Here is a 21,023-nt window from a genome sequence, read left to right as displayed (position 1 = left end):
AACTTTCTGACTTACCAGAAAAAAACCACAACTAACCAACGAAAAATCGAAAAATAACTTATGACCGTTTCTTTCCAAAGCCTGGGATTGTCTGAAACTTGTGTAAGCCAACTCGAAAAAATCGGCTTCACTACACCTACTACTATCCAAGCCCAAGCTATTCCTGAACTGCTCAATGGCCATGATGTACTCGGTATGTCTCAAACCGGTACTGGCAAAACAGCAGCGTTTTCCCTACCAATGCTAGATCGCATTGACTTGGACAAGCGAACCGTACAAGCCTTAATTCTAACCCCAACCCGAGAGTTAGCCCAGCAAGTTAACCAAGCGATTCGGGACTTCAGTGAGGACCGTCGATTGCATATACTAACCGTCTGCGGTGGTCAGTCCATTGAGCGGCAAATTCGGATGCTCTACAAAGGCGCTCAGATTGTGGTAGGAACTCCCGGACGGGTGATTGACTTGCTAGACCGGGGAGACCTGAAGCTGGAAAACCTGAGCTGGGTGGTACTCGATGAAGCGGATGAAATGTTAAGCATGGGCTTTATCGATGATGTTAAGAAAATCCTGCAACAGACTCCCGAAGAGCGTCAGACTACTTGCTTCTCAGCAACTATGCCCCGGCCAATTCAGGACCTAGTCAGCAAATTCCTGAAATCCCCGGTCACTGTTAAAGTTCAGCAATCGAAAGCAGCACCAGCGCGCATTGAACAGCGAGTTTACATGGTACCCCGTGGCTGCTCAAAAATCAGGGCTCTCCATCCGATTCTGGAACTGGAAGACCCAGAAGCTTCAATCATTTTTGTGCGAACACGAAAAGCGGCTGCTGAACTAACCAACCAATTACAAGCGGCTGGTCACAGTGTGGATGAGTACCACGGTGATTTGAGTCAGAGTCAGCGGGAGCGGTTATTGTATCGGTTCCGGAAAAATCAAGTGCGTTGGGTAGTAGCAACCGATATTGCTGCCCGTGGTCTAGATGTGGATCATCTGACCCATGTGATCAATTTTGACCTGCCAGATCAAGTAGAAAGCTATATTCACCGCATTGGTCGTACCGGTCGTGCTGGTAAGACAGGAACAGCAATTACCCTGATTCAACCCTTTGAACGCCGTAAACTCTACCAGATTGAGCGCAAGGTGCGGCAACGGTTGGAAGTTACCCGGATTCCGACCCGCTCACAAATTGAAGCCCGGCGCTTAGAAAGACTGCAGGCAGAGTTACGGGAAGCTTTATCAGGGGAACGGATGGCTTCTTTCTTGCCAGTTGTACGGGAATTGGAAGAAGAATATGATGCTCATGCGATCGCAGCGGCAGCATTGCAGTTGTTCTATGACAAAACTCAACCCCCCATTAGTGACGATATCGAAGAACGAATGGTGGAACGTCCCAAACTGCGGCTTAACACAGACAAACGCCATCGGTCAGAAAAACCGAGAAAGCCTGTGATTCAGAATCAGTCAAGATAAGATAGACAAAGATGAAGTGTAAAGGATGAAGGCGTATTGGATGAAGTAGCACAATATACCAGTTGCTGAGTAAGCAATAAAAATCAATGGAAGGGTTGACAAATCATAACCTTCATGCTTCATACTTCATGCTTCATACTTCACACTTCACACTTGATACTTCACCCTGAATACTTCCCTAACCAAACGTGGCTTTAAGTCTGTCTGTTTCTACTTCACTCAACTGGCCTGGCTTAGTTGAGGCTTACCGTCCTTATTTGCCAGTCACTGACTCCACACCAGTGGTAACCTTACTCGAAGGTAACACTCCTTTAATTCCTGTCCCCACTATTGCCAAAATTATTGGCAGAGGAGTAAAGGTACTGGTGAAATATGATGGTCTCAATCCTACCGGTAGTTTTAAAGACCGGGGCATGACCATGGCGATTTCAAAAGCTAAGGAAGCAGGAGACCAAGCGGTAATCTGTGCTAGTACCGGAAATACCTCGGCATCAGCAGCAGCCTACGCTCGTCGGGGGGGAATGCGGGCATTTGTAATTGTTCCTGATGGTTATGTAGCTCTGGGGAAATTAGCCCAAGCGTTGGTATATGGAGCGACAGTAATCGCCATTAAGGGAAATTTTGATGACTGCTTGACAATTGTCCGGGAAATGGCATCCAAGTATCCCGTGACCTTGGTCAATTCCCTCAATCCTTATCGCTTAGAAGGTCAAAAGACAGCTGCGTTTGAGATAGTGGACAACTTAGGTGATGCTCCTGATTGGCTGTGCATACCAGTGGGCAATGCTGGTAATATTTGTGCCTACTGGATGGGCTTTTGCCAGTACCATCAGCAGGGGAAATGCGATCGCTTACCCCAAATGATGGGATTTCAAGCATCTGGAGCATCTCCGATTGTCGCTGGCAAAGTCCTAGAGCATCCCGAAACCATTGCAACGGCAATTCGGGTGGGTAACCCAGCTAGCTGGGAAAAAGCGATCGCAGCCCAAGAAGCTAGTAAAGGGGCATTTAATAGTGTTACCGATCAAGAAATTTTAGATGCCTATCGGTTATTGGCATCCCAAGAAGGAATTTTTTGTGAACCAGCTAGCGCCACATCAGTCGCTGGTTTGTTGAAAGTAAAAGACCAGGTACCCACAGGAGCAACTGTGGTTTGTGTATTGACAGGTAATGGTCTCAAAGATCCAGATACTGCTATCGAACACAGCAAAAACCCATTGACAGAAGGGATTGAGCCCACAACTGCTGCTGTGGCAGAGGTGATGGGGTTAAAGCCAAAAGAGGCTTAAAGATGAGTGGTAACGTCAGTTGTTATGTTGTTCGCCTTTGGCGTTCCCGAAGGGTAGGTTAACCGGTTGAAGGTTAACCGGTTGAAGGTTGTTCGCGTAGCGTGGCCAATAGGCCAAGGTTCGTCGGTTGTTGGCGTAGCGTGGCCAATAGGCCAAGGTTCGTCGGTTGTTCGCGTAGCGTGGCCAATAGGCCAAGGTTCGTCGGTTGTTGGCGTAGCGTGGCCTATTGGCCAAGGTTCGATGGTCTTATAGCGCTACCTTTCTGTATCCCGACTCCCGACTCCCGACTCCCGATTCCCTGTTTCCATCAATCCTAGTAGAGCATCTCATTTCAAAACACTATCGCCATCAAATTCCTTATGCAACTAGAAGAGTATTTCAACTTTCTGGCTCCTGATGACATTCGGATAAAAGGTCATCGGATTGGGATTGAAACTGTGTTGTACGAGTATCTATTTAAGCGATGCAGCGCGGTCTTGGGGGTTTCCCCCATGAGCGACTGCATCAAGACAAGGACGCACTGCTGAAGAAATTGCGAAAATCTACTCAACTCTGACCTTGGAAGAGGTCTATGCCACAATTCTTTATTACCTACAGAACAAAGACACAGTTAGTCAATACATTGCTGACTGGCTAGAGTGGGCACATCAACAGCGTAAAGCTCAAGCCTTGAATCCTCATCCTGCTGTTGCTCGACTCCGGAAAATCAAAGCAGAAAGACAAGCCCAGTTGAAAGCCAATGGCACTGAAGTATCTAATGGATGAGAATGTTGACCCAGCTTACCCAACTCAAATCCGACGCAAATGCAGGGTAAGCGCAAGAAAAAATGGCTCATAATGTGCATTGGCTGGATATCGGTTGATCGTGGCTCGAAACCCCTATAATCTCTTATAACTGTACTCGCAATAGAGTTAATTTGTTGAGAATGACGCGGTCTTTTTATCAATAAGGATATGCTTATTGCTTCTTGCGCTTACCCTGGCCAAACTAGGAGAGCCATTTTACACAATATCCGAAAATAGTACAAAAGGTACCCTCAGGGGTACTGCAAAGTCTAGGTTAAATCAAACATTATATAAATGTGTTGATTGAAATTAATGACACTGATCTTTTTTCAGTCAATCTGCAAATACATACATGTAGTTTCCACACTCACAGGAGTTTTATATGAGTGACTTCGAGACCATGCTGGACATCTCTGTTGGTTCTGATGGTACCGCTTTTGGCATTGACAATCAACAAAGAGTTTTCAAATATTCATTACAGGGTTGGCAAAGGGTAGACCCAGATTTTGAAGCAGTTCAAATAGCAGTTGGTGACAGTGAAAATGTTTGGGCAATCGGGGCTGGAGAATTATTCACTTATAAACTTGAAGGAAATAGCTTTGTTCAACAACCGCAGGGCAGTAAAGCTATTCGCATATCTGTTGGTATAGCTGATCCAACCCAAGTTTGGATAGTTGGAACGGACACCAATACATATAAGCTAGAGAACGGATCATTTGTACAGACTCCATCTGGCTCTAAAGCACTGGAGATCTCCGTATACGACACTACTACGGTTTGGATAATTGGAACGGACACCAATACATATGAGCTAAAGAACGGATCATTTGTACAGACTCCATCTGGCTCTGAGGGCAAGCAGATATCAGTAGATGCATCGGAGAATGTCTGGTTAATCGGCACTGATGATAATTATTATAAGCTAGTGAATGGTGCATTTATCAGATCTTCTATTCCCTGGGAGGGCAGTGGTTTAAACAGCCTCTTGGCTGCAAACCGACTACTTAGGAACCGTGTAAAATAACTTGAACAATTAACCCAGAGAAAGAGGCTTAATTACCGGCGTTGCTGATTCTGGGTATGGCGCACGCCCCCCTAGCCACCCAAGCGAGGGATTGCTCGCTTGGGGGGAACAAAACTCTCTTGCGTCCCCCGAGCGAGGGATTGCTCGCTCGGGGGATTTAGGGGGCTTTAATAAAACCAAATTATCCCGCATTCATTCCTTAATTCAGCAACGCCTAATTACCAGGGTAAGCGCAAGAAAAAATGGCTCATAATGTGCATTGGCTGGATATCGGTTGATCGTGGCTCGAAACCCCTATAATCTCGTAGAACTGTACTCGCAATAGAGTTAATTTGTTGAGAATGACGCGGTCTTTTTATCAATAAGCATATGCTTATTGCTTCTTGCCTTGACCCTGGACGCAAATGCCCTGATTTAGTGATTCGCGCAGTTGGGGAAATCGGTACTCCGAGCCTCAGTACACTAGACCCGGAAATTCTGTGTTCGTCTTAGAATCTTCATCGATCAAGCCTGAGGGGGTAAGGAAATAAGCTAAAACGCAGACTATATATAAGCTAAAACGCAGACTATATAAGCGACCTAGCTTTTAGAGCTCGTTGATTATACAATCGTAGTCTTGATGCAGTTGCTCATGAGAGTCCCCCCATGAGCAAGCTACCTCCCGACTCCCGACTCCCGACTCCCGACTCCCGACTCCCGACTCCCTACTCCCTACTCCCTACTCCCTATAACCCAGGACTAAAGTCCCTTATCCAATTGAGAGCTGCTATATAAAGTGGGATAATTTAATAGTGGAGTTCTCTCAAACCCAATTGGCAGTCGATTTAATCGACTTAATTCCTTATCAATGTGATTAATAAAGTATTTCATTTCTCTAGGATTCCCATCGATATCTTGGCCTGTCACCAAGTAGCTAGTTACCTCATTCTGTAGAGATGCATAGTTCAGGTATAACTGTTTGTTATTGACAATACTGTCCTCATACCGGAATAATCCCGGAATATTTCCAAACAGAATAGCTGATGCTGAAACCACTACGAAGATATTAATCACATAAGGGTGAGTACTATTCCAACCTGATCGAATAATAAAGAGTAAACAAATTCCTGCTACAATTGCTGTACCATAGGTCATTAACTTAGACATATAGTAATTGTTGTAGAAGAATGTCATCATTTTAAAATGTCTTTGGTCTCGCGCTTGGATTTCTTGGATTTGGTCACTAATTCTTTCTTGTTCAAGGGGAGCAGCATCAGCGATGGTCTCAGTATAGGCAACTGGTTCTCTTGGGGGCAACAACCACTTTTGGGTTTGGTAGTTACCTAAGGAATACAGAAATATGACTCCTACAGTAATAAGTAAAACCAATACAGAAGTTATGGCGATATGTCCAATCAGGGGCTTCGACCAAAATTTTGGCTCAGTTAAGCCTATTGGCTTAGTTTCCTGATTGTCCGTTTTGACAACGGTTTCAATGGTTTCATGATTATTAGTTTTTTTCGAATTTCCTTTATCGATGTCGATAGCTGAAGATTTATTAAACTCTAACATTAGCTTGACCTCCAAGGGGCGGACATATGGTTTTTTATTGGGATTCGGTTTTTGATTCGGATATGAATTTAGTACCATCAACTTTAACAAAATAGGGGGAGTTTAAGGGGGCGAAATTCTCCCACCTGGCCAAAGGCCACGCTAAGCGAACTTTCAGGTGGGGGATGGATAGCCCCTTGGCTTACGGCCACGCTACGCGAACAAATACCAGAAGCCTGTTTTCTTACCCAGCTCTCTATATACTCTCCAACGCTTACCCCGGAATCTTTAGCTGCTAACTGCAACCATTTCCAAGTAGTGTCTGTTAACCAAATTCCGTGTTGTTTTTTTAGTTCGTCATAATGATCAGGTGCTCCTCTCATTCTTTTCTGAGTTTTTTTCCTTTTTATGCTTGACATTTATATTTACTATCAACTATATTAAAATAATAGCAAACAAATAGCACGAGATTCAAGGAGGTGATTCCACTTATGGCGATTTTTAGGCAGACGTTCCGTATATATCCCAATAAAACAGCTACATCAAAGATGTTTTATGCGAGAAAACTGCACCAGTTACTCTACAACGCTGGGATAGCTGATCGTCGTTATGAGTGGAAAGTAAACAAAAAGTCTATAGGATATTTTGATCAGCAAAACTGTTTGCCTGATTTCAAAAAATGCTGGCCGGAATATAAGGAGTTATATAGTACGTCTTTGCAAGCTACTCTAAAGAGAGTAGACCTGGCTTATAATCGGTTCTTTCAAGGATTAGCTGGAATCCCAAAATATAAGCCAATTCGGAAATACTCCGGATGGACTTACCCCAGTAAAGCTGGCTGGAAAGTGAATACTGACGGGAAGCATGGGACTTTGACACTGAACGACCTCGGTCTCACTATAAAGATGCGTGGGCAGGCAAAGTTTTGGGGAACACCAACAACCTTAACAATTACTTATAAGCCTAGTCTAAACGCTTGGTATGCTTCAATAACTGTCAAAGCAGAAACCCCATTAACTAAATATGGCTCAGAATCTGATTTGACGTACAAGAAGATCATAGCCTATGACCTGGGGACTGAGACAGCAATCACAGCCTTCAATGGCAGCGAGTTTGAGGAGATAGCTAACCAGCGTTTTACTAAAACTCTAGAGCCTAAAGTGAAGGCAGCCGGGAAAGAAAAACGTAGAAAGCAAGCTCCTAATTTCAAAAAAGGTATTTTGGCGTCTAAGCGTTGGAAAAAAGCCAACAAAAAGGAATCCCAGTTAAAAAGAAAAGTTGGCTTGGCGCGCAAAGACTGGCAACACAAGGTTACGTCAGATTTATCTAGTCGTTATGACATCGGCGTAACTGAAAAACTCAACACGAAAGGGATGACCCGAAAAGCAAAAAAAGGGTCAAAAAGAAAGAAGCAAAAAGCTGGATTGAACAAAGCCATTTTAGATGTAGGATTCGGTACTATCAATAAAATGCTGACCTACAAAATTGAACTCAAAGGCGGAATTGTCCTTCAGTTACCAACTAGACAGCTAAAACCATCTCAGCGCTGTCCAAAATGTGGAAAAGTTCACAAAGAATGGGCTGAACTATCAAATAGATACCACAGCTGTGATGCTTGTGGGTTTGAACTTGATAGAGACAAAACAAGCGCAATGGTGATGTTCAAAGCAGCTAATGGAAATCAGCCGGGGTACGGGACTGACCTCGAAAAACGTGGATTTTCTAGCTCTACTTCAAAGACCAGTAAACATACTGGATCGATGAAGCAACTGGGAAAGATGAAGCGTCAAAAATCGCGCTCATCAGACGGGTCTGCTGATACCCCGTCCTGGCCGTAGGCCACGCCAAAGGCGAACGTCCAGGGCGGGGTAGTTCATAAGGGTATTCAATAAGTTTAAGTTGTCAATTTAAGGGGCTCTCCTAGACTGATTATAGTAAATTAGTAGTTTAAATGAGCTTAACCCCTTAAATAGCAAGGGATTCAATAAAATCAAAATACATTGTCTTGATGCAGTCGCTCATGGGGAGGGGCTGTGTGCGGAACCTGCGTCCGCACCTTGTAAGCCCCGTGGAAACCCCCAAGACCGCGCTGCATCGCTTTTATTAAAATTGCATTTTTAAATTACTAAAAACCTTACTTAGTAAGGGCTATAGCGATTATTTTATAGTAATTTATCATAGCCACCCTAGGAGAGCCATTTAAGGCAAAAGCAAAATGGTAATTAGCAATTAGCAATTAACAATTAATAATTAACTAATCATTAATCACTAATCACTAACGTAGAGGAAGCCGACCTGCCAAATTCTTCTGGGGCATAGTTGAGGTGTGCTTGGGCAGGGGGCCATAAATAGGTTCCTGGTGTAACTGAGCGCACCAGATAATGTAAATTATAGACACCAGCTTCCAATCGATCGGCATAAGCCACAATGCGATCGCGATGGATTTTCTGATAATCGATTTGCCAGCTATCCTGTTGAGCTTGGAAGTAAGGGGTAGCAGTTTGGAAACTAGTATCGACGGCTTCTAAGCCAGCTGGTAAGAGATCTTCGATCACGACATGATCCACTGGATGATCGGTAATCACCTCCACGCCAATATCAAACACTTGTCCCGCTGGTACTGTTAATGGCTCTTTGAGAGCATACAGTCCAATCTTTCGCAATACCTTTTCCTGATTAGCGGGACGTATGGTCTTGTTTACTCGTAATCCATTAAACCGACCGGGTTGATTGCCTTGTAAGCGATAACGATAGCTGGTTAAGTAGTGTAGAGTCCCTGAACCAGATTTTTTGACAATCAAGTCATGGCGACCTCGGGGTAAGTTATCCATTGTAACCTGAATCGATTGACTAGGTTTCTGATACCCCTGGAACTGGGCTGAGCCAAGTTTTTTCCCGGCTAGTTGTACCGTTGCTCCAAAGCTCGGGGGTGTAGGCTGTAATCGACTATAGTCTACTAAGGCACTCAAGGCTTGGGCATTATCGTAGCTAGTTTGCCAAGTGCCGTCTCGCCGTAACTCTAATAACCCTTGTAATAGTTTACTGCGAACCTCGGCTGAGCTGTTTTGGGCGATATATAGGCGCAAGGCTTGAGCTTGTGCAGTTGTAGAAGAATCCAGCCAACGCCAGCTTTGGGGTAAGTTTATCCGAGCTGAACGCCCAGTTTGATAGATGCTTTCCTGAAACTGATTGACTAAAGTTTGGGCTTGGCTCCGCCACTGAGGAAACTGGAATAAGTAACGCGCTAATTTAATCTGAGTGACCCGGTCGAAGTTACTGCTCTGTTCAGAAAGGTATCCTAGGAAGTCACTGCGGGTCTGACCGAGTTCTGCTAACCCCATCAGTGCTTCTAATCGCACCTTACTCTTACACACTACGCTCTTGCAATAATCATACTGACCAGGATTTGCCAATATTTTCTGCAAGTAGTTCTGGAGACGGCTCACCATCCCAGCATCTACTGGTAATCCTGCTGCTTTCGCCCGAGCTAGAGCAGTAGCAGCATAGGGAGAAACAAAGGGGTCTGAGGATTTTCGTCCGGGCCATCTGGCAAAGCCACCATCTGGTCGCTGAAGTTTCTGTAACTGTTTGATAGCCTCAGTGCCTTGTTGGCTAGGGTTAAACTCAGCAAAGGTCTGACCATATTGTTTGCCGAGTATTTCCAAATTGGATGCGATCGCTAATTTACTTGCTACCGGTTCTAAGAAGGGTAAGTCTTCGTTATCCAAGACTTGCTTAGCCGGAGCAGTAATTTCAGGAATCAGAGTGCTAGCCAGGGAAATCTCTAACCCTCCCCTGTCAGGTACCACGTTACTAGCTATATTCACTGGGATTTTTACTTGAGTCCTGGTTACTCCCGATTCCACCACTTGCTCAGTCATGTCAACCGGTTTAACAGCTAAAGGTACTTCAAACCCATCCTGATTACCATTGAGCTTAGTCGTAAACTTGACTTTAGCTTTACCCAAGTTATTGGCTACCATCGGAAAACGATAACCACTGGTTCCGGTCTTGGCTGAGGTTTTTTGATTCAGCGTAGGCCCTTTACCACCATCAAACTGAACGGCACCGGTCAGTTGTCCATTAATTTGTAAATCTCCCGTTTGCCCAGTATTATTAATTAGCGCTATCCCAGCTTTAAAGCGATCGCCTGGACGAGCAAATTGAGGTAATACTGGATTAGCCATCAGCCGCTTGGTGGTGATAAAGGTAGCCTGGCCATTACCAAAGTGTAGGTTGCCATCCGTTGCTACTGCCATCACCCGCCAAGTGGTTAAGTTATCTGGTAGTTTAAAGGTTACCCTTGCTTTACCATTGGCATCTGTTACCAGTGAACCATTGTAGTAGGCTAAGGGTTTGAATTCCGTGCGAATCCGAGTACTAGCTGCCCCAGAAGACTGTCCTCCACCATAGCCCCAGCCTTTTTGCGTCATTTCCATCGCTAGCTTTTCTAGCACCACCTTAGGACGGTTATCACTGAAGCGAGTGGAAATATCTTGCTGAGCATACACGGTCTCTACTAAATCCGGTACTTGGTAGCCACTCAGTTGCAAGATAGCTTCATTGACAACCATGACGGTAAACTGTCCCTTTACAGGTTTACCCTTAGAATCTTGCAATGCTAATTCCACAGTTTGCTTAGCACCAGGTTCAATGGACTTAGACTGCAATGTCTCTGTTACCTTGAGATAGTTATCATCCAAGCTGGTATTAAAGGGAGCAAAACCAATCCGCACCAGATTTTCTACACTCCCCGGCTCAACTTGGGAGAGGGGTTTGCCTTGGCGCACTACTACTGCTTCTACTGCGGCATTAGGTACCATCTCCGGAGTGACTTTGAACTTAATCTCTGGCGCACCCCCTTTAACTTTGACTACTTTGCGATAGAGGGTATTGTTCCGAACTACTGAAAAATACAATTCCCCTTCGGCATAAGGAGATTGAATCAAGGCTGTGGCTGTTTCCCCAGGCTTATAGCTATCCTTGTCTAGTTTGATATCCAGGCGAGAGTTATCATAGCGAGACCCCCAGTACACTGCGTTTCCACCGGTTGCCCAAATTTGCAAGTCTGTTGCTGCTAAGTCATTTTTCGCTTTAGCAAAGTTAGCGCGAATTCGATAAGAACCGGATGAGGGGGGAGTGAGCTTGATGGATTTCGGACTACTACCGGAACGGACAGTTACCTCTTTCACGGTTTTGTATTCCACCTGATTCTTTTCTCGCTGACTCCCTGCCAAGACCTGGGTGACACTGCTGTATTTCATTTCTTGCAGTTCCAGGCGTACTGATTGTCCTTTGATTAATTTACCCGTGGGGTCAGTAACAATCACTTCTAGAGGGAATGGTTTTCCGGCATCCGCCACCCAATCCCCTTTTAATCCAATTAGTTTATCGCTAGGTAAAGCTGTAAATGTTTTAGAATCGGATACCGACAGATTCGAGACATCGGTAACTTGGGCATCCACCCGGTAAGTCATGGGATAGGGCAGGTCTTTCGTCACCGGAATAGTTAGACTACTTTCCCCAGACTCACTTAAAGTTTGATTAGTTTGGAGGACATCACTGGTAACTTGCGGTCTTTCCTGGGGCCAAAACCACTGCTGACCAAAGGAAAACTCTTCCCATCCTGCTGGAGTAAAGTAGAAGGGGGTGCGGGTGACATAATAGGCAACCTTACCCCCATCTACATTTGAACCAAACCAATAATTTCCTTGGACATTAGCGTCCACCTTCTCGCCCATGTTAGCAAATTTTTGAGCAAGGGTCAGGTCAACTTTAAAGTTAGGAGGATTAAACTCAGCTACTCGGAAACCACCTGAAATTTCTCTGCCATTGCTTCCCCTGGCTTCAACGGTATAGAAACCTAGGGGTTGATTCTCTTTCAGGGGTAATTCTAAGGAGAAGGTACCAAATTCATTGGTTGTCTTAGTGCCTAAGTCTGTCTTCTTACCATTGGGTTCGACCAGCGTGACCTGATAAGATGCATTTTTGTCTTGGGTGAGGTTATCTTTTTCCAGATAATAGGCTGCTGCGGTGAACCAAGCCTTTTCTCCTGGTTGGTAAAGCTGTCTGTCTGAGAAAATAGTGCCTCGGGATTTGGGTTTGCCATTGTCCCAGTCTGAATAAATCCCGTAGCCATAATACCCACTATATTCATTGGTTCGAGTAAATGCCCAGTCTTTGCCTTCTTTAGCTATTACCAGTAATTTCGGGCCTTTAGTGAAGCGCGTTGCCCCATTCATACATTGACGTAGAGCCTGGCTGGTTAGGGCGATGGTGCCAGTTCTGTCAGTTTTTGCGATCGCACAGGGTTTTGGTGACCCTCGATAGGAAGCATTCAGCTCAGACTTATATATCTCTACCGTTGCTGCTGCTGGTGAGCCATCGGACAGATGATTCACTTGCACCAAACCCGAATCAGGAAACCATTGCGCAAACACTCCCAAATTGGTCAGCTGCACCATGCCATAATACTTTGGTTCCCACCACTTTTCGTTTCCATTCCCATCTTGATAGCGATAGGTTTTCGCTTGCACCCCATAGGCCAACATTCCCGTTGAACCTCCCAGTCGTTTCCTCAGGGAAACCGCGATATTAGTGGTTTTATTTTTCTTTCCCGCTACCCGGAAACGCTCCCATTGACTTGGGTTCGGTAATAAATCATTGCTCTTGCCACTGGGATAAGCGGAATCTTTATAGACCAAGTCAGTAGGTTGAACGATGCGATAAGCCGCTTTATACTCCGGTTGCGGTAAATTGACTGTAGAAATATTCAACTGTAGGGACTCGGAATTGCGTTTTAGGGTAGAGGGAAAGATATGCAAATCCGAGGGAGCCCAGATATCCCCTGCTAAATCCCCTGTTTGGTATTTAAAGGTTACAGGTTCACCCAAGGTTTGCCCAAATTGGTCAGTGAGATTAGCACCGAGAGTAACGGTATAGGTAATTTCTGGTTCTAATGCCCAAGGATTAAGGTTAACGAATCGATTGCCATCATAAGCTTGCACCAATTTGGGAGCTTCCTTGGGAGCAGGCTCAACCGTAATATGCTCCATGGCGGAAGAGGCCAGCAAACCATTATTAAATTCCAACCGAGCTGCCCCTTTCACAAACCGTCCATAAGCGCCTCCCGCCTCTGGCTGTCCGTAAAATGTGGTTTCCTGATAGGTCAAGGGGTCAAAGGTTTTGACTTGACTAACGAAAGCGGTTTCGGTCGCGATATTGCCGCGAGCGGGACGCACTCCAGGGGCAAAGGCTAATTTGTAATCGGTAGCTTTAGTGAGGGGTTGCTTAGGGGTGATCGTATAAATCCATTGCCGCAACGAAGGGTTAAATTCCTGAGCGGGTTGCCTATACTCATTGGAAACATCTGCTTGTTCCTTAAGGGCTACATCTAGCTTGACACTCTGAGTCTGACCTTTCGGTGTCATGGTCAAGTGCTGGTTTACTGAAGCGAGATCCAATTGGGTATTGGAGGTAAACTCTAACTTAGGCTCCAGAGCAATCGGTTCTGGTTCCGCTTCTGGATTCCGCTGAGTTGCTGGCAAATTGGTTAACTGGATCGGGGCAGTATTGAAGGTCCAGGCTAAGTCTTGTTCTAGACTATGATTGTTTAGGTCAGCTAATCCTGCTTTGATGGTAACTTGGACACGAGCGGCTAGAGGCAGAGCTTGGTCAGCTTGGAATCCTACCATCCGTGGGGTTAAGAAACGAAATTTCCCAGGGATAGGGGGTATGATTTCAAATTTCTGTAAGATTTCCCGCTGATTCGGACTTCCCAAGCGTTCAACGGGAATCAGGGGGTCTTTGAAGCGAATCCGAATTTGGGAAAGGGGCTCAGCCATGCCGATGGGACTAATTTGTTCAATCCACTCTGGGATTTGAGGCATCGGTAGGGGAGCTACTGCTGGTAAGGGTTGAAACCCTGACGTTAGTTTAGCGCTATCACAGCTTATTATTCCTAGGATGAGAGATAATCCCAGTAATAACCCTATGGCTGTTTTAATTACCCTACCCATGGCGTGCCTAGATTTTCCTTTTGGAGCTTCCATTTTTGATTAAAGCTCAGATTTTTTAATTTGGCAGGATTGCCCTAAGTTTCGTTAACTCGCCGGGGTAGGGCGCTTGTTGCAGCTAAGTATCAATAATGGAATGATTTTAATAGTTAGGTGGAATGGGCATCTTGCCCGTTCGGCGATCTTGGTAGAATGGGCATCTTGCCCGTTCGGCGATCTTGGTAGAATGGGCATCAGGCGTGGAACAGGCATCTTGCCTGTTTCATTCCCGGGCGGGCAGGATGCCCACTCTACTCCTATTCAGCGCGAAGATTCAGCAACGCCCACTTTGTTTAGGGCAGTGACTCACAAGCGATACCATCTTTATCACGGTCTAGCCGGTGCGGGTCGCCGGGAAAGGCATCAAGCACCTGTTGGGCTTCAGCTTGAGTACTGAAATCTGAACAATTGCAATCTGTATTCACGCAATTGGGCAATTCAGGTTGTGGAGCAGGAGACGAGTTAGGTGTTGTGTTACTAACCATCTTGGCAAAACGAACCTCAGATAAGCCAATCAGACTTGTCGGTCCATAGTTGGAGACAACATCGATTCTGGCAAACTGAGCTTTCACATTAGGAAAAGAGAAGATAGTAGCCGGAATATTGGTTGCAGGTCCTTTAGGCAGAGTTAGGGTTGAAGATTCAAAAACTGGATCACTAAAATCTGCTTTGTTAGAGAGAACTAAGATAAAGTCTTTGATACCCCGATTAGTTGCCGTTGTATTGAAAGCATTGTAATTCCATAGGGCTAGTGTATTCAAGACGACTGGGCTGCCAAAGTCAAAGTCAAAGTTTACATCAGCTGCCGTTGCACAATGATTTAGCTTCGCTGAGAGAAAGTTATCTGAATTTCCTCCAGCTACGTGGAGTTGATCCAGTTCCGTGCCGCTACCAGTCAGTCCATTGCCATTGAAAATGTTAGCTACAGCTCCAAAATTAGGTGTGAACGAGCCATTATTTAGGTTAACAAAACCAGTTGGATGTAGGATTTCAACCTGAGAACCAGGGCTGGAGAAGTTAAGATATGTTTGGGCTAGGGCTAGATCGGGGTAACTAGTCAGTGATGCTACTATCGAAAGCATCAACATAACTGTCATCACCAAAGCTTTAAAGCTTCTCAGTAAAATTTGTTTCACTATTCTATGATTGAGATTACTTTCAAGACTTTACGTTAATTTTTCCAATTGATCAACCCAAATACATGCTTCAAATGTAGTATATATATAACACAGAAGCCGCCAGAAAATTACTTATTTTTTTTGAGTATAAATAATCATTTTATCCTTAGCTGTAGTTGTCTGATTTATCGGGATTGAACTAGAGGGGAAAACTAAGGTTGGCAGCAACTCTCCCCTCTTTTAGAGGTTTTTTAGAGTTTAAGTCCCGATCTTCCCAAACTAATCAATTCCCAAACTAATGGATTCGCAAAAAACCATCAATCCCTCTCCCCATCCCTGACATCCGTTAAGCCATCCGTTGCCAACAGGAACTTATTTCAAGTGTTGGGAGTAATCTTCAGAAGATTCAGGGTTCAGCTCCCAGCGGAGGTGATCGCGAACCTCTAACTTGTCTCGAGTTTGGACAGCTTCACCATCAACTGAAGAAATTCCCATGGACTCCAGCAAGTCTTCAGTTACATTTTGGTCAGGAGTGGGCGTTTCTCCTCCAACTGCTTCTTCACCCACTACTTCAGCCTGATACCAATTATCGTAAATATCGCCACCGGTGACATTGCCACCGGATAGTTTGCTAGTTCTCAACTTCTCCAAGGTGCGTCCCATCCCAGTGTCACGGTCAACTACACCCTCAAAAATCCGGTCAGGGTCTTCTATTCCAGTCAGGTCTGCTAAAAAGACTTCTTCTGTATTACGGTTGTCAGTATACCCTTCCTCTCGTTTCAGAATTTCATAAGAGTTGACTACATCGTTGTTCTTGTAATCTTTCATAATCGTTACTCCTGATTAGTGTCATTGCTTGATTCATAACTAGTCTCCTTCTAATTAAATTGTACTGCTAAAATAACTATAATTCCAAAGCACTCTCCCTATGACCATCACTCCCTTTACCCCAGCATTATAAGGAATATAACGCTATGGGATCAGTTAGCAACACTATTAAACATTACTCAATAAATTGTAAAACTATCGCTGCTTACGCCTTACCTACAATCCTGGGAAGCTAGAAATCATGGATCCTTCCCCTGAATATGAACTTTATAAAAAAGTGATTGGTCGCTTTGTTTAAACCCTAGCTGAAGAATTTAAAATTAGGATTTATCCTTTAGGTTCACCTACCTTTAGACTAATTACCAGTTATGTAAGTTATGCGATCGCTTTTTTTTTATACACATAAATTATCCGTCGAATTACCAGTTATGTAAAAAAAGCGATCGCTTTTTTTTAATACACATAACTGGTAATGTTTCAAGAACTAATTTCAGAGGGTTAAGCTGGAAAATTATAAAAAATTGCTCCTCTTTTAATTAGCTCAAGCTTGGTGGATTCATCAATTCCTAAAATATATGCGAATCGGGCATTTTTGACTTTAGCATCCCTGAGCTGGGCACGAGTGAGGTCGGCACCATTAAGGTTAGCACCACTGAGGTTAGTACCACTGAGGTTGGCATTACTGAAATTGGCACCAATCAGCTTGGCACGAATCAGGTTAACACCAGTGAGGTTGGCACCACTCAAGTTAGCACGAATCAAGTTAGCACGAATCAGGTTAGCACTACTGAGGTGGGCACCACTCAGGTCTGCATCATTGAAGTCGGCACCACTTAAGTCGGCACCACTAAGGTCTGCACCCCTCAAGTCCGCATCACATAGATTAGCACCACTAAGCTTCGTATCACTGAGGTCGGCATCACTAAGGTCCGCACCCCTCAAATCTCGACCCACAGCTCCACTGCTGGTAATCTCTGCCACTAGACGCCATTTATGATCAAGGTTGCTATTTTCTTCATCATCTGACCTTTCGTTCAAAATTTGAATATCTTTAATAGGAAAACCGCTTAATTCTTTTAGGTCTTCTGATTTTATCCGAGCTTCAAGCTGTTCAATCGCCTCTTGAGAGCACTCTAGGATTAAGCGGCTTGGTTTTAATATCAATAATGTTGATCGTGTATCCTGAAGATTGTTGTAAAATAGATTCAATCAGTTTTGAAGGTTGAACTGAATTTATATCTCCTTCTAATACAAGAACAGCTTTGATTGTTTCACTGTGTCTCTCGATTACAGTCTCTTTTTGGCTCAGGGATTCACTTTGCTCTACACCCTTCACCAGCTCTGAGCTACTGCCATCAGTTTTGTTTAGCTGTTCTGATGCTTGTTCTTCTGCTATTCCCGCAATTTCTTTCCAGTCTAGGGTCAATCCCTCGCATATCCGTTTAAATAAATCAAGCTGAATTGGCTCTGACTTAAAAAATTTTGTAACTGTATAGTGACTTATCCCTTGTGACTTTGGAAAGTTACTTTTTAACTCAAATCCTAGCTTATCCAAAGCCTTTTTCGCTGTTTATACACCTTTTTAAGAAGCGGCGATAGTTAGTTTTTTAGTTTTATTACCCTGGCTAAACTCTGTCATAGTCTTGCTGATTTAGCATAACTATAGCATCAGAAGTTTTGAACAGAGAATAGGCAATAAGGAATAGGTAACAGGGAATAGGTAACAGGGAATAGGGAATAGGTAACAGGGAACAGGGAACAGGGAATAGGGAACAGGGAACAACCAGTAGTAAAATAATTATATGTACATCATGAGTCCTATAAACGCTATAATTTCAATTATTATTACATAGTCTCCCTGCTCCAATCATTTTTTTTAACTATCTCTAAAACTTCCAAATAAAAACTTATAAAAACCCTTGACAACTTAAATTATAATCATTACAATAATTAATATAAAGCCACAATGATTTCAAGTTCTGACTTATGTCAAAATACTCTAACCAAAACTTCAAGAAACAACCTGTTGAGCACACTCTAAAAGGTCCTCGTCAAGCCGTAATCCATAGTATGCAAAGGTTTTATTCCCTTGGCTATGGGGAGATTGCCGACTGGAGCCCTTTGGAACCTACTGAAACTCCAGGGGAAGTGAAGACAACCATGATGAAGTATTGGCTGTTGCCATAACACCTTAATTTCTGGGGGGGCTTCCCCCCAGAGCCTTGGCTCCGGTCTGGTCCCGTAGGGTGGCCGAAAGACCAAGCTCAATCAAATAAGATCACATCAGTTTCGGTTTGGGAACTCAGTGACATAAGTCATTTAAATAGCCGTGGATAGTATTTCTACGGCTATTTTTTTGGCGTTGCTGATTCTGGGTATGGTTTTGCCCCCCTAGGGCGTGTTTTCAAAGTTTTCCGCAAGATTATGATCCCCCCCAGCCCCCCTTTTTTAAGCTATCCATTAGGCAAAAGTAGTCGAAACGGTGATAGAGACTAGGATTTAGGCAAGGATTGGGAGAGGAGTGGTGAGAGCCATTATTAGACGAATAGGGGTTTCCCAAGACTGCGATCACAAAATAAGAAGTGCGATCGCAAAATAAGAAGTGCGATCGCAAAATAAGAAGTGCGATCGCTAGACGAATAGGGGTCTCCCAAGAGTGCGATTGCCAACTCTTAGAGAGGCTAGGCCAAATCATAGCTATCGCCACTGGGAAACGCTTCGCGCTTATTGGGCGGGTTGAAGCTGCTCCCCACCCAAACACTGTACTGGCGTGGCAAGATACCGTAGGGAGCGCTTCAACCTCCGCTGCGCCGCCCAATCTTTCCCAGTTGTAGTATCAACTTAACAATCGTGTTCGCACTTTGTGGACAGCAAGGCTAAGGTTGTGAGAGTATCAGAGGAAAAGTCAATCAGGGGATGAAGAAGAACAAATGAAGGATTGGATAAGCCAGGAAATAAATCCAAAATTTTTCAGGACATACGCCATGCCAAAAGATTGAGAAAGACACTGTTGCTCATAGCGCGAACATCCAGGAGAAACAGTACCGAAAGCGAGTGGTAATGCGAACAAAAGCCAAAGTATCTACAGATTTTGGTCAAATGAGAAAGTGAAAAAAACACAAATATTGGCTTCACACAGGGAAGGTGTAGTCAGGAGGTGTGTCGGTCGCCGTGAGTAGTACTGGCTATACAGGATACGACCGACTTGGAGTATACAACACATGAAGCAACCAAAGATTTGGGATATATCAATCAGACTCCTCAACAAGGAATCAAAGTTCATAGCTGTATAGCAGTAAGTAGCAAAGGAGAACCATTGGGAATGCTACATCAGCAGAGTTGGACAAGAAAGCAAAGGAGTGGAAAGAAAAAAGAACGCAAGAAAAAACCAATTCAAGAAAAAGAAAGCTATCGATGGTTACAGACAGCTAAAGGAGCCGAAGAAGGACTAGCCGAAAAAATCCAGCTTATACATGTTGCAGATCGTGAGGCTGATATCTTTGAGTTATTTGCCCAAAAGCGCTCTGCCAATAGCGAATTACTGATTAGAGGAGAGTATAACCGCAGAGTGAAAGAGGAGATGGGATATCTGTTACCGATGATTGAACAAGGGTCAATTTTAGGTACAATGACCATTAACTTGGAGCGTAATCCCAAACGTCGAGCTCGTCAAGCAACATTGCAAATCCGAGGGATGAGAGTCACACTGGAAGTACCTCATGCATCACCCCAAACCTCACAATCTCCATCCAGTGGAAATTAACGTACTACTGGTAGAAGAAACGGAGAAACCGGCTGATGGTAGTCAACCTATTCGTTGGTTGTTGCTCACTACTCTACCCATTGATGACTTCCAACAAGCTTGGCAATGTGTACGGTGGTATAGCTATCGATGGCTTATAGAACGCTTTCACAAAACCGCTAAAAAGTGGTTGACGCGCGCGAAAAACTTCAACTCCAAACCCGAGAGCGTTTACTCAAAGCATTGGCTACTTATAACATTGTTGCTTGGCGACTAATGTGGTTGACGTAATCTCGCTCGACTTAATCCGAATGCTTCTTGCCAAGTTGTTTTCTCTCCAGCGGAATGGAAACTCTTGCGACGTAAATTTCAACCCAAAAACCGCTCGAAAAAACCTCCTACTCTTCATCAAGCTCTGATGAGCGATTGCGCGCTTGGGTGGATTTTTGGCTCGTAGTGGAGATGGTGAACCTGGCCTGAAAACTCTCTGGCGAGGGCAAACGACCTTCTACCATTTGTTTGAAGGTTCACAACTTGCTTCTACATCCTAGTCTCTATCACCGTTTCGACTACTTTTGCCTAATGGATAGCTTAAAAAAGGGGGGAGCCATAGTCAAAGTCCCCCTTTTTTAAGGGGGACCAACGGGGGATCTCCGAGGCAAGAAAACACACCCTAGCCCCCCAATTTTGGGGGGAAAAAGACTTTCAAAGTCCCCCAAAGTTGGGGGATTTAGGGGGCTTGACCACAACCAGATGATCATGCATTCATTCCTTGATTCAGCAACGCCATTTTTTTTGGTGAGCTCGCCCCTAACGCAGCCTACCGCACTTTTTTACAAATATGAGATGCACCCACGCGAACAACCTTATACCTTAAACCTTGGCCTTTAGACACGCGTGCGCGTTCAACCTGCAACCTTAAACCTTAAACCTTCAACCTTAAACCTGCAACCTTAAACCTTAAACCTTAAACCTTAAATCTTACTAACCTTAAATAATCAAATATACCAATCCTAAATGAATTGTGAGAATTTTTGTTCTCTTTTCCCTACTCCCAATACGGTTCGGTTAAGCTCTAAGCAGTATTGATTACATAGAATGTTCGTGTTTCACTTTTGGCTCCAATTCCTTTATGTATTGGTTTCTTGGAAGGAAATTTAGCTCTAGTTTTTTTAACTACTC

21 protein-coding genes and 3 pseudogenes are annotated in these 21,023 nt (G+C 44.3%); 14 read left to right on the top strand and 10 right to left on the bottom strand.

Going from position 1 to position 21,023, the window contains the following annotated elements; translation table 11 throughout:
• Positions 1–60 precede the first annotated feature (60 nt).
• Positions 61–1,470 (top strand): DEAD/DEAH box helicase, encoded by a 1,410-nt coding sequence (locus F6K53_RS24285; RefSeq protein ID WP_293021397.1) that lies wholly within the window; start codon positions 61–63, stop codon positions 1,468–1,470.
• A 188-nt stretch (positions 1,471–1,658) separates the two neighbouring features.
• Positions 1,659–2,759, top strand: coding sequence for a threonine synthase (gene thrC / locus F6K53_RS24280; RefSeq protein ID WP_293021399.1), 1,101 nt, complete (start codon positions 1,659–1,661; stop codon positions 2,757–2,759).
• A 15-nt stretch (positions 2,760–2,774) separates the two neighbouring features.
• On the opposite strand, the gene F6K53_RS24275 is transcribed toward thrC, so the two are convergent.
• A complete protein-coding gene (locus F6K53_RS24275) occupies positions 2,775–2,993 on the bottom strand; it encodes a hypothetical protein (protein WP_293046741.1) in 219 nt (72 codons plus the stop codon).
• Between F6K53_RS24275 and F6K53_RS24270 the strand changes: the two genes are divergently transcribed.
• The 5 genes and pseudogenes from F6K53_RS24270 (at position 2,986) to F6K53_RS24250 (ending at position 5,343) form a co-directional block, all read left to right on the top strand.
• Entirely contained in the window at positions 2,986–3,156 is a 171-nt protein-coding gene (locus F6K53_RS24270; RefSeq protein ID WP_293068307.1) for a hypothetical protein, read from the top strand. The two genes, F6K53_RS24275 and F6K53_RS24270, sit on opposite strands and share 8 nt — an antisense overlap.
• Positions 3,119–3,524, top strand: a pseudogene (locus tag F6K53_RS24265) (hypothetical protein). Before F6K53_RS24270 ends, F6K53_RS24265 begins: the two are co-directional and overlap by 38 nt.
• A 403-nt stretch (positions 3,525–3,927) precedes the next feature.
• The gene (locus F6K53_RS24260; protein WP_293021402.1) at positions 3,928–4,569 is read left to right on the top strand and encodes a tectonin domain-containing protein; all 642 of its coding nucleotides are present in this window, start codon (positions 3,928–3,930) and stop codon (positions 4,567–4,569) included.
• 369 nt (positions 4,570–4,938) lie between these two features.
• Positions 4,939–5,061, top strand: coding sequence for a hypothetical protein (locus F6K53_RS24255; RefSeq protein ID WP_293068305.1), 123 nt, complete (start codon positions 4,939–4,941; stop codon positions 5,059–5,061).
• Between the two features lie 153 nt (positions 5,062–5,214).
• Entirely contained in the window at positions 5,215–5,343 is a 129-nt protein-coding gene (locus F6K53_RS24250) for a hypothetical protein (protein ID WP_293021404.1), read from the top strand.
• On the opposite strand, the gene F6K53_RS24245 is transcribed toward F6K53_RS24250, so the two are convergent.
• Together F6K53_RS24245 and F6K53_RS24240 are read right to left on the bottom strand one after the other, a co-directional pair.
• On the bottom strand, positions 5,308–6,120 hold the full coding sequence (locus F6K53_RS24245; protein WP_293021405.1) for a hypothetical protein: 813 nt from the start codon (positions 6,118–6,120) through the stop codon (positions 5,308–5,310). The genes F6K53_RS24250 and F6K53_RS24245 overlap by 36 nt on opposite strands.
• 83 nt (positions 6,121–6,203) lie before the next feature.
• On the bottom strand, positions 6,204–6,482 hold the full coding sequence (locus F6K53_RS24240) for a hypothetical protein (RefSeq protein WP_293068302.1): 279 nt from the start codon (positions 6,480–6,482) through the stop codon (positions 6,204–6,206).
• A 108-nt stretch (positions 6,483–6,590) separates the two neighbouring features.
• On the opposite strand from F6K53_RS24240, the gene F6K53_RS24235 reads away from it, so the two are divergent.
• Entirely contained in the window at positions 6,591–7,937 is a 1,347-nt protein-coding gene (locus F6K53_RS24235; protein WP_293021407.1) for a transposase, read from the top strand.
• A gap of 423 nt (positions 7,938–8,360) precedes the next feature.
• Here the strand turns inward: F6K53_RS24235 and F6K53_RS24230 are convergent, their stop codons facing one another.
• From F6K53_RS24230 to F6K53_RS24200, 7 genes are all read right to left on the bottom strand, one after another.
• Positions 8,361–14,150, bottom strand: a complete 5,790-nt coding sequence (locus F6K53_RS24230; RefSeq protein ID WP_364302743.1) for an alpha-2-macroglobulin — start codon at positions 14,148–14,150, stop codon at positions 8,361–8,363.
• A 51-nt stretch (positions 14,151–14,201) separates the two neighbouring features.
• Positions 14,202–14,366, bottom strand: a complete 165-nt coding sequence (locus F6K53_RS24225; RefSeq protein ID WP_293082477.1) for a hypothetical protein — start codon at positions 14,364–14,366, stop codon at positions 14,202–14,204.
• A gap of 80 nt (positions 14,367–14,446) precedes the next feature.
• Complete coding sequence (locus F6K53_RS24220) at positions 14,447–15,289, bottom strand: excalibur calcium-binding domain-containing protein (RefSeq protein WP_293068298.1); 843 nt, start codon at positions 15,287–15,289, stop codon at positions 14,447–14,449.
• Between the two features lie 354 nt (positions 15,290–15,643).
• Positions 15,644–16,099, bottom strand: coding sequence for a DUF6335 family protein (locus tag F6K53_RS24215; protein WP_293030426.1), 456 nt, complete (start codon positions 16,097–16,099; stop codon positions 15,644–15,646).
• 498 nt (positions 16,100–16,597) lie between these two features.
• Positions 16,598–17,263 carry a pentapeptide repeat-containing protein gene (locus F6K53_RS24210; protein WP_293068296.1) on the bottom strand — a complete coding sequence of 222 codons (666 nt, stop codon included), beginning with the start codon at positions 17,261–17,263 and terminating at the stop codon, positions 16,598–16,600.
• On the bottom strand, positions 17,211–17,654 hold the full coding sequence (locus tag F6K53_RS24205) for a hypothetical protein (protein ID WP_293068294.1): 444 nt from the start codon (positions 17,652–17,654) through the stop codon (positions 17,211–17,213). Before F6K53_RS24205 ends, F6K53_RS24210 begins: the two co-directional genes overlap by 53 nt.
• Positions 17,655–17,759: 105 nt before the next feature.
• Entirely contained in the window at positions 17,760–17,882 is a 123-nt protein-coding gene (locus F6K53_RS24200) for a hypothetical protein (protein WP_293068292.1), read from the bottom strand.
• A gap of 203 nt (positions 17,883–18,085) precedes the next feature.
• On the opposite strand from F6K53_RS24200, the gene F6K53_RS24195 reads away from it, so the two are divergent.
• The 6 genes and pseudogenes from F6K53_RS24195 to F6K53_RS24175 form a co-directional block, all read left to right on the top strand.
• Complete coding sequence (locus F6K53_RS24195; RefSeq protein WP_075900035.1) at positions 18,086–18,286, top strand: hypothetical protein; 201 nt, start codon at positions 18,086–18,088, stop codon at positions 18,284–18,286.
• A 395-nt stretch (positions 18,287–18,681) separates the two neighbouring features.
• A complete protein-coding gene (locus F6K53_RS24190; RefSeq protein ID WP_293082474.1) occupies positions 18,682–18,933 on the top strand; it encodes a hypothetical protein in 252 nt (83 codons plus the stop codon).
• Between the two features lie 201 nt (positions 18,934–19,134).
• A pseudogene (locus F6K53_RS46015) lies at positions 19,135–19,278 on the top strand (hypothetical protein); the annotation flags it as partial.
• 2 nt (positions 19,279–19,280) lie between these two features.
• Positions 19,281–19,862, top strand: coding sequence for an IS4 family transposase (locus F6K53_RS24185; protein ID WP_366511366.1), 582 nt, complete (start codon positions 19,281–19,283; stop codon positions 19,860–19,862).
• On the top strand, positions 19,852–20,118 hold the full coding sequence (locus tag F6K53_RS24180) for a hypothetical protein (RefSeq protein WP_293030860.1): 267 nt from the start codon (positions 19,852–19,854) through the stop codon (positions 20,116–20,118). Before F6K53_RS24185 ends, F6K53_RS24180 begins: the two co-directional genes overlap by 11 nt.
• A gap of 111 nt (positions 20,119–20,229) precedes the next feature.
• Positions 20,230–20,338 (top strand): annotated as a pseudogene (locus F6K53_RS24175) (IS4 family transposase); the annotation flags it as partial.
• Positions 20,339–21,023 lie beyond the last annotated feature (685 nt).

The sequence above is a fragment of the Moorena sp. SIO4A1 genome (assembly GCF_010672065.1).
Taxonomy (GTDB): Bacteria; Cyanobacteriota; Cyanobacteriia; order Cyanobacteriales; family Coleofasciculaceae; genus Moorena.
This window is presented reverse-complemented; position numbering and strand designations above follow the sequence as displayed.